Raw genomic sequence first — 12631 nt, forward strand, 5'->3', positions numbered from 1 at the left:
ATAAAATATCTTGAGTTCAAAAATCGTATCTAATAAAAATAATCTGCAAGTTCTTTACGAAGACAATCACATTATTATTGTCAATAAACGTGCTGGTGATATAGTTCAAGGCGATAAAACTGGTGACAAACCTTTAAGTGAGGTAGTAAAAAGTTTCATAAAAGAGAAATACAACAAACCTGGTAACGTTTATTTAGGTGTTGTACATCGGTTAGATAGGCCAACTACAGGCATCGTCTTGTTTGCAAAAACTAGCAAGGCGTTACCAAGATTAAATAAATTATTTGCAGAAAAAAAAGCAAATAAAACCTATTGGGCTCTTGTTAAAAATATTCCTGATAAAACAGAAAGCACGTTGATTCATTGGTTAAAAAAGAATCCTAAAAACAATAAATCTTCAGCTTTTATAAAAGAAACCGAAGGCTCAAAAAAAGCTATTCTTCACTATAAAACGATTAAACAATTGGATAATTATTTTTTATTAGAGATTGCGCTTGAAACAGGAAGACATCATCAAATCAGAGCGCAACTATCAAGTATTGGTTGTCCTATAAAAGGCGATTTAAAATATGGTTTTGACAGAAGCAATAAAGATGGTAGTATTAGCCTACACGCTAGACGTTTAGATTTTACACATCCAGTCTCTAAAGAACCTATTTCCATTACTGCACCTCTCCCTGATGATCCTGTATGGAATGCTTGTCTATAACACCAAGGTTTTAGGTTTTCTGTAAGGATAAATAACTTCCAACTCCGTGCCTTTACCTATTTCTGATTCTAATTTATAAGTAGCATTTATTAAATTGGCTCGATTTCGCATATTCATCAGTCCAGCACCTTTTTCTATTTGCTCAATATCAAAACCTTTACCATTATCTTTAGCATGCAGAATAAGTTTATCATCCATATATTCAATAGTTACCGAAAAGTTTTTTGCTGAAGCATATTTAACGGTATTTGAAATAAATTCCTGAAAAATCCTAAATAAAATAATGCTGTCTTTTTGATTTTCAAATAATGCTTTATCTCCTTTATCTGTTAATGTAGCATTCAATATTTTTAACCTATTTAATCTGTCGATTTCGTTTTGTATAGATTCATGAAAACCTTTATTAGCTATAACATCACTATTTAACGATTTTGATAGCGCACGAACTTCTCTCAAACTATCTTTTACAACATCCCTGGTTTCTGAAAATTGCTCTTTTATCGTTTCGTCAACAGCCGTTGTCATAATACTTAATTGCATATTAGCAACTGACAATAGTTGGCCGATATTGTCATGTAATTCTTGACCAATGTTCTTTAGAGTTTGTTCTTGAATTTCAATTTGTGTATTTGAAATTTCCTCTTCAAAAACCTGTTGTTGCTTTATTTTATCTAAAAGAAGTTTGTTTTTTCTTTTTTGAAACACTACAAAAAAAACAATAACTATTGTAGTAATTATTACTAATGTAAATATCATGTAGATTAACAAGTAACGTTCAGATTTGGTTGTAACTTGTAAACTACTAATTAAAACTATTAAGTAATTTAAACTATTCATATTCAGGTTTTGATACTACTAACGCAATTGCAAAGCCAAGATACATAAAGATATTTGCTGCTAATTTTATTGTCCATTTAATTGCTACGTAATCCCAATCTTGTTTAGTATTATAAACTTCAAAAAAGCCCAAGGGTGTTGTTACCAACCACCAAATAAATATAATAGCCGAAACATAAAAATAAATTGAACTATAAAAGTCAAACAATTTTTCAGAGTTTAAAAGTTCGTACAGATAAAATATGGAGCTTAACAAAATGATACTCAAGCTTAAAATATTAATATAAGTTTCTCTTTTTATAAAAAAGCTATCAAACCTAAATATTATGGTTAAAATAATGACTAATATGTATAAGTATCTGGCATAAAATATTATTCTTTTAAAAAAAATAGATTTATATCTCTTACTTAAAAACCATGAGTAAAACAAGGTTGCAGCACTGGTCCAGCTAATAGTGAACCACCAGTAATTCTTTTCTAGAATAGTACCTTCAATTAAATAAAACAATTCAAGGTCTTTTAGATATCTTGGATAACTACCAACGATTTCAAGGAAAACAATCCAAACTAAAAACCATATGAAATATTTAACAGGCGTATTTTTATATTTACTATATAATAACACCCCTGTTAAAGCAGCAATAAGCTCAAATGATTTCGTTAATATAGAATAATAATTTTCTAAAAATTCCTTCACAAATCACATTATTGTGGATAATTTGCAGAAGGAGGATCACCTAATCCACCATCATTCATACCATCACCTCCTGGTATGTCACCACCACCTACACGTTTAAAGTTAAAGAATGAGCTACTACCTTCAGAAAAAGACTCACTACCTGTTGGTACCATAAATACAGTTGTATAACCTGCACCTAATTTAGGATCGTCCGGATAGGCTGCCATATAAATACGAATACCGTCCATATTATAACCTAAAGCCGTAGATTGGCTATCAGCATATTTTATATAATTCTCAACATCAGTTAACGAAAACCAAACCGATCGGTTATCTCCGCCTTTTCGAGTAACTATGGAATCACTAACTAATTTGTATCTAGAATTATAAGTAGTGTCTAAAATTTTTGCTTGTTCAGGTGATATTAGACCTTTAGGTTTTATAATAGGAGCTTCAACCATATCTTCTGTTGCCCCACAATTTGGACAAAAATAATAAGTTGCAAATGCTCCCAGCAAAGCTCCCAAAATAAGAATTGATAATTTTTTCATGTGTACTTGGTTTAGTTAATATTTGTTTTAAAGTTAGTAAAAAAATCAGCCTAGCCAACCTTCTCTATCTAAACTTCTGTATTGTATAGCTTCACTAATGTGGGAGCCATTAATGTTTTCCGATACTTCTAAATCAGCAATAGTTCGTGCTACTTTTAAAATTCTATCATAGGCTCTCGCTGATAAATTTAATCGTTCCATAGCCGTTTTTAAAAGCTGTAATGATGCATCGTCTAACTGACAATGCGTTCGTATTTGCTTTGTATTCATTTGTGCATTATAATGTACTTTATCAGAATCCTCAAACCGTTTAGTCTGAATTTCACGGGCAGCTGTAACCCGTTTTCTGATATCAACAGATGATTCAGCTTTTCTATCATCAGAAAGTTTTTCAAAAGGTACAGGTGTAACTTCAATATGAATATCAATTCTATCTAATAACGGCCCAGATATCTTACTTAAATAACGCTGCATTTCTGCTGGTGATGATGTTACTGGCGCATTTGGATCATTAAAATAACCTCCTGGACTTGGATTCATACTGGCAACCAGCATAAACGACGATGGATATGTAACTGTGAACTTTGCCCTAGAAATTGTTACCTCTCTATCTTCTAATGGTTGACGCATAACTTCCAAAACTTCCCTTTTAAATTCAGGCAATTCATCTAAAAACAAAACACCATTATGCGACAATGAAATTTCTCCTGGTTGCGGATAACTACCTCCTCCAACAAGTGCAACATTAGAAATGGTGTGATGTGGACTTCTAAAAGGGCGTTGTGACATAAGTCCTGTGTTTTCTTTGACACGACCAACAACTGAATGAATCTTGGTGGTTTCCAAGGCTTCACTTAAAGTCATAGGTGGTAAAATACTCGGTAAGCGTTTAGCTAGCATAGTTTTTCCTGCTCCAGGTGGTCCAATAAGTATAATGTTATGACCTCCTGCCGCAGCAATTTCCATGCAGCGTTTAATTCCTTCTTGTCCTTTGACATCAGAAAAATCAAACTCGGGGAAATTAAGCTGCTTTTCAAATTCTTCTCGCGTATTGATGATGGTTTGTTCCAATGGTATTCCTTCATCAAAGTATTCAATAACTTGCTTGATATTATCTACACCGTAAACTTGCAAATCATTCACAATAGCAGCCTCTTTTGCATTTTGCTTGGGTAGAATAAACCCTTTAAAACCCTCTTCTCTTGCTTTTATGGCTATAGGCAAAGCCCCTTTTATAGGCTGTAAGGTACCGTCTAATGACAACTCACCCATTATGATATAGTTGTCTAAACTATCTGCCTGAATTTGACTGGATGCAGCTAAAATACCAACTGCCAATGTTAAATCATAAGCACTGCCTTCCTTTCTTAAATCGGCAGGAGACATATTTATGATTAGTTTTTTACCTGGTATTTTATAGCCATTATTTTGAAGTGCTGCAGCAATGCGAAAATTACTTTCTTTAATAGCGTTGTCTGGTAACCCAACCAAGTGATAACCAATACCCTTATCTACATTAACTTCAACGGTTACAGTTGAAGCCTCTACACCAAAGACAGCACTGGCAAAAACTTTTTTAAGCATCTAGAAATTTGTTTAGATTAAATGTAAGAAAAAATTTCAACTATTTTCAAGAACAAACTCCAAAGCTCGTTTCTCATTATAATAAGATTTTCCATACAAATGAAAACCCACATGGCCACCATACTTGGGCATTTCTAAAAACAATTGAGCATTTTGTTTGGCTTCTTTTACTGGGTAACATTCTGGAGACAAAAACGAATCGTTTAACGCATTTAAAATTAAAGTTGGGGTTTTAATAGTTGGCAAGAATTGGAGACTACTGCATTGACTGTAATAATCTAGAGCATCCTTAAAACCATGTGCTTTTGAGGTATATACATCATCAAAATCTTTTAAAGTTTTAATACTTTTTATAGCTTCTACAGATAATTTATCGGCATGAAGTTTTTGCTTTCTACGCAATCTTCTTACCAAGTAATTTTTAAAATTTTGATGATAAGCAAAATTTTTAACTTTATGTAATTCTTGGCATGAACCATATAAATCACAAGGAACAGAAACAGCAATACCTGCTTTTATTTCATTTGGTATATTATGTCGTTCCCCTAAATATTTTAGTAACATATTGCCTCCTAAACTAAAACCGTTAATACTGATTTCAGAGTATGTTGTTGTCTTTAAAATATGATTAATAACAGCCTCTAAATCTTCTGTAGCTCCGGAATGGTAAGATCGATATTGAAAATTATCCTCGCCACTACAACCTCTAAAATTGACACAAACAGCATCAAATTTATTGTTATTAAAAAGTTTTGCTACACCTGTTATGTAAGGTCTTTGGCCATTCCCTTCTAAACCATGGAGAATGATAATAAGTTTGTCAGATTTTTGTTCTGTATAACTCCAGTCTAAATCTAAAAAATCATCGTCAGGAAGTATTATCCGTTCTCGTGTCTGTTCAATACCATTCACACGACGAATTAGGCCTGAATATATGGTTGACACATGCCCATTTCTAAAAAAATAAGGTGCTTTGTAGGTTGATTCTATAATTGGCATATCACTTTACTTCCAATGTTGTGAATTTAAAAGTTCTACCATCAAACAACCCTTTATCACTTAACTTCAATGAAGGAATAACCAATAATGCCATAAAACTCAAAGTCATGTAAGGAGCATGTAAAGTACTACCAAGTTGTTTAGCCACTTTATCCAATTTTGCATATTGCTTACCAATAGTTTCAGCATCTTGGTCACTCATAATACCTGCAACGGGAAGTGGTACTATGTGTTCATCAGATTCAGAAACCGCACAGATACCACCTTTATTTTCAATAATGAGATTCACTGCCTTACAAATCATTTCATCAGAAATACCAACTGCTATAATATTGTGAGAATCATGCCCTACGGAACTGGCAATAGCACCTTCTTTTAATCCGAAATTCTTAATAAATGCCAATGCTGGTTTGTTATTGTTATAACGGTTGATAACGGACATTTTTAAAATATCTTTTTCAACATTGGAAACCAAATTGCCGTTTTCAATTGTAGCAGTTTCTATCAGTTCGTTCGTAACCAACTGACCTTCCAGAGCTTCAATGACTCGAATTTTTTTAACAGATGATCCAATTTTAAAATTCGTTTCATCTTTCTTTTCTGTGTTGAAATTGTTAAGAATCTGAAATGGTGCAGAAGGTATTTTAGATTCTCCTTTATCAAACACCAATTCACCATTAATATAAGTTTGTAATGTTTTAAATTGTTTTAAATCTTCAACAACAATACAGTCTGCATAATCTCCTACTTTTAATAAACCCACATCAAGATTGTAATGTTTTACTGGGTTTGCACAAGCAGCTTGCAACACCTTAAAAACATTAATTCCTTTTGCTACTGCTCTTGCACACAATTGGTTAATATGTCCTTCTAGTAAATCGTCTGGATGTTTATCATCACTGCAAAACATCATGTTTTCAAAATGTTCAGGCAATAAATCAATAAGTGCTTCAAAATTTTTGGCAGCACTACCTTCTCGAATCAAGATTTTCATGCCTTTTTGAAGCTTTTCTAAACCCTCTTCATAGGTAAAACACTCATGATCGGTTGAAATACCTGCAGCAATATATTTCGTTATGTCTTCTCCTCTAACACCCGGCGCATGCCCATCAACAGGTTTGTTGTAGTGTTTAGCCCAAGCTATTTTTTTTAAAACTTCGTCGTCGTTAAATAATACGCCTGGGTAATTCATCATTTCGGCTAAATACTTAATGTCAGGATTAGCCATGAGTTGTTTGATATCATCCGAATCAACCACTGCTCCCGCAGATTCAAAACTAGTCGCTGGTACACAGGAAGGTGCTCCGAAATTGAATTTTAATGGTGTTTGCTTACCATTTTCAATCATAAAATTCACCCCTTCAACACCCAACACATTAGCAATTTCATGTGGATCAGAAACTGTCGCAACCGTACCATGCTTTACGGCTATTCTAGCAAATTCACTCGGTACCAACATGGAGCTTTCAATGTGAATATGAGCATCTACAAATCCAGGAAGAATATAATGCTTGATATTGTGATGCTTTTCTTCTATTTTAGAAATTACACCATTAGAAAAAGTAATTTCTCCAGAGAAAATTCTTCTTCTTGGTATATCAACTATTTGACCTTGTAATTTCAAATTTTATTCCTCAAATCGTTCTAGTCCTTTTACTAACCACTCATAATACTCATCGGCATTTGGTGTATATGCTGTTGTGTGATTTAAAAGTTGCATATCGTGATTGAGCAAAACATAATATGGTTGTGAGTTATTCTTAAAGTTTAGAGTTTGCAAAGTTGCCCATTTATCGCCTATAGTTTTAATACTCTTAAGGCTACCATTAGCTTTTTTAAACTGAAACTGCTCATCTTTTGGAAGTTCTTCCCTATCATCAACATAAAGCGAAATAATTATATAATCTTCGTTTAGAACATCATAAACTTTATCTTGACTCCAAACTTGTTCTTCCATTTTACGACAATTAACACAAGCCCAACCTGTAAAATCTAACATGATAGGTTTGTTTTCAGCCTTGGCTGCTTCCAATCCTGATTCCAAATCTTTGTAACAGTTTAACGCCAAAGGACATTCGGAATCTTTTTCATACAAGCTGTAAAACATTGGAGGCGGAAAACCACTTAATAACTCCAAATTCGCATATTTGGTATTGGTTAAACCCGGTAATAAATAGATAACAAAGGCAAATACTAGAATGATAAAACTCCATTTGCTAAAACTAATTTTTTGAAATGGACCATCATGTGGAAATTTAATTTTACCTAATAAATACAGTAATAATCCAATTCCAATTATTATCCAAAGTCCAATAAATACTTCACGTTTCAATAATCCCCAATGTTCAACTAAATCTGCATTTGATAGGAATTTTAAAGCTAGAGCTAATTCAATAAAACCTAAAACAACTTTTACTGTATTTAACCAGCCACCAGATTTTGGTAAGGAATTTAGCCATTTTGGGAACATAGCAAACAATGTAAAGGGTAAGGCTAGTGCTAACCCAAAACCACTCATACCCAAAGTTAATTGTGTTGCACCACCATCACTAGACAATGAGCTTCCTAAAAGTGTTCCTAATATAGGTCCCGTACATGAAAACGACACAATTGCCAAGGTTAAAGCCATAAAAAACACACCTATCCAACCACCAATTTTGTTGGCTTTAGAATCTAAAGCGTTACTCCATGATGCAGGCAAAGTCAATTCGTAATACCCGAAAAATGAAAACGCGAAGGCGATAAAGATGACGAAGAAAATAATGTTCAACGTGACATTAGTGGAAACATTATTTAGGATTTCAGGATCTAAAGAATCTAAAACATGAAATGGCAAACTCAATAAAAAGTAAATTAGAAAAATAAAGAACCCATATAGCATGGCATTCGCCAATCCCTTTTTACCATCTCCTGAACTTTTAGTAAAAAAGGAAACAGTCAAGGGAATCATAGGAAACACACATGGTGTTAACAAAGCAATCAATCCACCTAAAAAGCCCAGTAAGAAAATCGTGAAATTACTTTTCTCTTTAACCTCTTCTGCTTCAAAATTATCCCAACCTGTTACATTTAAGTTTAATGCTCTGGATAAGGCCTTACTTTTATCATCAACTTCAACAGGAACAATTAAATCACTAGTGTTACCATCTAAAGGCGTGTAAAACGTAACTCTATTTGGAGGTAAACATCTAGTTTCATCACAAACCATGAAATAAACTTCAGCAGGTATAGTTTTTAAATTACTATCTGTTAATTTGATTTTTTGTACAAATCTAGCTTTATTAGAAAAATACTTAATATTCATATCAAAAACAGGATCAAAAACAGCCTTTGTGTCAGGCTCTGATGTTTTTCCAATGAGCTCATACCCTACTTTTTTATTAAAGGTAAACTCTGTGGCAATTGGACCATCATCACGTTCTAAATATTGTGAATACAAGTGCCATCCTTGTTCAATGGTTGCGATATACTCAACTTCATATTCATCATCTGTGAGCTTTTTAACATTAGACATCCATTTAACAGGTTCAAAAATTTCAGAATTTGAATTACGCTTTGGTAATTCAATATTAAAAATCTGACTATCAAAAATGCAACGCTCATCATCACATGCTTGAAAATCAACCTCACTTTTAATAACCGAAACTTCTGGATTTAATAATTCTATTTTTTGAGTAAATGTGGCACTACCATCAAAAAAGGTCAAGTCCATTTCAAAAACTTTATCAAACTTTGTAATGCTTTCACTCTCTTGTGTTTTACCAATAAGTTTAAAATCTTGTATTTGTGCGACAGAATCATATACAAACTCGGTTGGAATAGCACCTCCTTCAGGCAGATTCTGGGAATATAAATGCCAATGGTCATCAATAATAGCTTGATAGATAATATTGTATTCTGTATCAGAAATTTTCTCGGCTTCTGCAGTCCACTTTACCGGTTGTAATTGAGCTGAAATTGTGTTAAAAAATAATAAAGCGATACACAGTGTAAATAAATGCTTCATGAGGTTAGTTCTAATTTTAGTATCGTAGTTGTTTTGTCAGTTACTTTAAATCTATTGTCCATCCGGCTATTTAGAATCCAAATGATTTTATCATCATCAGACACCAATAATAGTGCCTGTTCTTTTTCAGGTAATGACCATTTTTCGTCCTTAAAAAATTTACTTAATTTCTTTTTTCCTGTCATTCCAAAGGGATAAAAATAGTCGCCTTTTTCCCATTTTCTTACGGTTAAGGGATATTTTAACAAATCTTTATCAACATATATCGACGAACGGTCTATTGTTGAGAAATTGGTTACAGTTTTAAATATCATATTGCCTATTGGCAATACTATTTCATAATCATGCTCTGTAACTTTAATGTTTTCGTGATCAGATTCATTATATAAACTTGTAATTATTAAATAATTTCTGTTTTTTATTAATCGATGTGTTTTGGATAATACAACTTTTCCAGATTGACTCGATAAAAGCTTATATACGTCATCCCATTCAGTAAAGCCAAAATCCTTTAACAACTCATATAAATATGCTTTAGGGCTCGAAAGTTTAAGTATTTTTTTTATGTCCACTAAAATATTGTCACCTTCAATTGCAACAACCTTTTTTTGAATACGTGTTATAGCATCCGCAATGATATTTTGTGAATCCTGTAAATGATTTTGAGTTTTGTCAAAACTCTGCAATAATTGCGGATTGAGTTCCTTTAATATTGGAATGACATCATGTCGCAGTTTGTTTCTAAAATATTTAGTTGATGCATTACTACTGTCCTCTCGCCAAACAAGATTATTACTTTCGGCATATTCTAGAATCATTTCACGCGAAAAAGGTAATAATGGACGTACAATATGATCATTTGTTTCAGGAATGCCTGTTAAGCCTTCCAAACCTGTTCCTCGTGTAAGGTTTATCAAAAAGGTTTCCAAGTTATCATCGGCGTGATGGGCTGTTAAAACGTAATCAAAATGCAGTTGGGTTGCCAATTCCAAAAACCATTGATAACGTAACTCACGAGCCGCCATTTGAATAGATAACTTGTTTTCATTAGCATAATTTTCAGTATCAAAGCTTTCAACAAAAACTTCTAAATTTAAATCTTCAGCCAAATTCAACACAAAATCTTCATCGGCATCACTTTCTTTGCCTCTTAAATTAAAATTACAATGAGCCAGACTGATTTGAAGTTTCAATTGATGACAAAGTTGTGTAAGTACCACACTATCCAATCCGCCAGAAATAGCAATCAACAATTTGCTTTTTTTTAGAAAAGGAAGGTTTTTATTAATATGATCTTGAAACTGTTTTAACATGCTTAAATTTTGTATAAGATGACGATGTTTTTAATCTATACTATCTATGTCCATTCTTATTTAATTGAATTAATGTGTCAAGATATTCTTTTTTTACGTCTGAACTTTTTTTTATTAATACTCCTTTGTATGTGTAACTACTTTTCAAATAATATGGCTCTGATGTTAAAGCATATTCATCTTTACTTGTTTTTTTTAATTTAACTAAAAAAGATACAGTATCAATCCCTTTAGGGTCTTTTTCCAAACCAATTATAATAAAAGAAGAATCTGATTTCCAATGCAAATTTGCAAAGAGCAAGGAACCATCGGAATACTCTTCTATTTGATATTTATTTAGTCTATATATTTTCCCAATGGGTACTCCGTCTTCCTGTAACTCGAAAGTTCCTACTTTTAATTTATTGTTTTGTGAGCAACCAGTTATTAATAGCAGTATTATTAAATATTTTATCATTCTCTATATTGGTTGTTATACGTTTTAAAACTACAATAATAGGTTATTTCAATTTTTAATATATACTATTTTAAAAAACATAAAACAAACTTACAATTTAAACCTCTTTATTTTAATTTGTGAATACCGTTACTTCAGCCTAGTGCCTCATACCTTTTTGAACTAATTTTCTAAAACGTCACGCATTGCTCTTGCTTTTACCAAGCACTCTTCATACTCCTTAAGCGGATCACTTTTGGCGGTTATTGCACTCCCAACAGAATAACTGACGTACTGATTAGTTTCATTGTACAAAATACTTCTAATTACCACATTAAAATCAAAATCACCAGTAGGCGAAAAGTAACCAACAGCTCCAGAATAAACACCTCGTTTAGTTTCCTCAAGATCTTCTATAATTTGCATAGCCGAAACTTTTGGTGCACCAGTCATGCTTCCCATAGGGAAAGTTGATTGAATCACATCAACAGGATTTGTACCTTCTTCAACCATTGAAGTTACAGTTGAAATCATTTGATGCACTTGCGGAAAGGTATATACTTTACACAATTCTGTAACCTTTACACTGCCTTTAACAGCCGTTTTAGACAAATCATTTCGAACCAAATCTACAATCATAATATTTTCAGAACGTTCTTTATGGTCAATTGATAGATTATCACGCAGTCGATTATCCTCTTCAATATTTTTAGATCGTTTGGCTGTTCCTTTTATAGGCTGGGAAATAACTTTGCTTCCTACTTTTTTCAAATAGCGTTCGGGAGAGGCAGACAATAAATACTTATCATGTAGTTTAATAAAAGTGGCGAAAGGTGGTTTTGAAATGGCATTCAGATTTAGATAGGCCAATAACGGATTGATTGATGAGGATTCAGCGTAAAATTCTTGACAAAAATTAGCTTCATAAATATCACCTCGATGAATATGAGCTAGCATTTCAGCTAACTTTTTAAAATAATCATCCTTATGAATTCGTAATTTTATTTTTATTGGTTCAATCTCATAATTTTCAACATTTAAAGGTGTTTTTTTAATAGCATTTATATCATCATCCAATTCATCATCTACGCAATTTAAATAATGAATTTCCAATACATTACCATTAATAAAAAAGAGCTTTTTAGGTTGAAAAAAATACAAGTCAGGAAACTGCAAGCCGTCAAAATTATTAGATTCTAACGCTTCAATATCATTTTTTAAATCATAAGAAAGATAACCAAAAATCCAATCTTTTGTTGTGCTTTGGTAGTCTTTTAACTTTGAAAATCCATCATGAAAATCTGTTTGAATACTGGTAAAAGCATCAACGGCAAGAACAGCATCAAAACTTGAATAATCCTCGGAATAATTATTGGAATCCATCCATGTAACTTCAGAAAACTGCTGACTCCAATTCAACAATTTTTGTTTATATTGTTCTACATTTTTAAGCTGTAGTTTTCTGAAAGTTCGCAAATTATTTTGTTTTATAATTTTCAAATTTATTAAGAAACTAT

Annotated in this window: 11 protein-coding genes; 1 reads left to right on the forward strand and 10 read right to left on the reverse strand. The window is 32.4% G+C overall.

The window, feature by feature from the left end:
* The first annotated feature begins 10 nt into the window (after positions 1–10).
* Positions 11–709 carry an RluA family pseudouridine synthase gene (locus C1S72_RS01625; RefSeq protein WP_104733935.1) on the forward strand — a complete coding sequence of 233 codons (699 nt, stop codon included), beginning with the start codon at positions 11–13 and terminating at the stop codon, positions 707–709.
* On the opposite strand, the gene C1S72_RS01630 is transcribed toward C1S72_RS01625, so the two are convergent.
* The 10 genes from C1S72_RS01630 to C1S72_RS01675 all read right to left on the reverse strand — a co-directional run bounded on the left by C1S72_RS01630 (position 704) and on the right by C1S72_RS01675 (position 12590).
* Positions 704–1546 carry a sensor histidine kinase gene (locus C1S72_RS01630; protein ID WP_230401558.1) on the reverse strand — a complete coding sequence of 281 codons (843 nt, stop codon included), beginning with the start codon at positions 1544–1546 and terminating at the stop codon, positions 704–706. The genes C1S72_RS01625 and C1S72_RS01630 overlap by 6 nt on opposite strands.
* Positions 1539–2243 (reverse strand): hypothetical protein, encoded by a 705-nt coding sequence (locus C1S72_RS01635; RefSeq protein ID WP_104733936.1) that lies wholly within the window; start codon positions 2241–2243, stop codon positions 1539–1541. The genes C1S72_RS01630 and C1S72_RS01635 overlap by 8 nt, the downstream gene beginning before the upstream one ends.
* A gap of 8 nt (positions 2244–2251) precedes the next feature.
* Entirely contained in the window at positions 2252–2776 is a 525-nt protein-coding gene (locus C1S72_RS01640; RefSeq protein WP_104733937.1) for a hypothetical protein, read from the reverse strand.
* Positions 2777–2821: 45 nt separating this feature from the next.
* Entirely contained in the window at positions 2822–4360 is a 1539-nt protein-coding gene (locus tag C1S72_RS01645; RefSeq protein ID WP_104733938.1) for a YifB family Mg chelatase-like AAA ATPase, read from the reverse strand.
* Positions 4361–4396: 36 nt separating this feature from the next.
* The gene (locus C1S72_RS01650) at positions 4397–5359 is read right to left on the reverse strand and encodes a YheT family hydrolase (RefSeq protein WP_104733939.1); all 963 of its coding nucleotides are present in this window, start codon (positions 5357–5359) and stop codon (positions 4397–4399) included.
* A gap of 1 nt (position 5360) precedes the next feature.
* Positions 5361–6983, reverse strand: coding sequence for an adenine deaminase (ade, locus tag C1S72_RS01655; RefSeq protein WP_104733940.1), 1623 nt, complete (start codon positions 6981–6983; stop codon positions 5361–5363).
* Between the two features lie 3 nt (positions 6984–6986).
* Complete coding sequence (locus tag C1S72_RS01660; protein ID WP_104733941.1) at positions 6987–9365, reverse strand: protein-disulfide reductase DsbD family protein; 2379 nt, start codon at positions 9363–9365, stop codon at positions 6987–6989.
* Complete coding sequence (gene tilS, locus C1S72_RS01665) at positions 9362–10678, reverse strand: tRNA lysidine(34) synthetase TilS (protein WP_104733942.1); 1317 nt, start codon at positions 10676–10678, stop codon at positions 9362–9364. The genes C1S72_RS01660 and tilS overlap by 4 nt, the downstream gene beginning before the upstream one ends.
* 40 nt (positions 10679–10718) lie before the next feature.
* Positions 10719–11135: a hypothetical protein gene (locus tag C1S72_RS01670; RefSeq protein WP_104733943.1), complete on the reverse strand. Its 417-nt coding sequence runs from the start codon at positions 11133–11135 to the stop codon at positions 10719–10721.
* Between the two features lie 162 nt (positions 11136–11297).
* On the reverse strand, positions 11298–12590 hold the full coding sequence (locus C1S72_RS01675) for an anthranilate synthase component I family protein (RefSeq protein WP_230401559.1): 1293 nt from the start codon (positions 12588–12590) through the stop codon (positions 11298–11300).
* Positions 12591–12631 lie beyond the last annotated feature (41 nt).

Source organism: Hanstruepera ponticola, assembly GCF_002940745.1.
Taxonomy (GTDB): domain Bacteria; phylum Bacteroidota; class Bacteroidia; order Flavobacteriales; family Flavobacteriaceae; genus Hanstruepera; species Hanstruepera ponticola.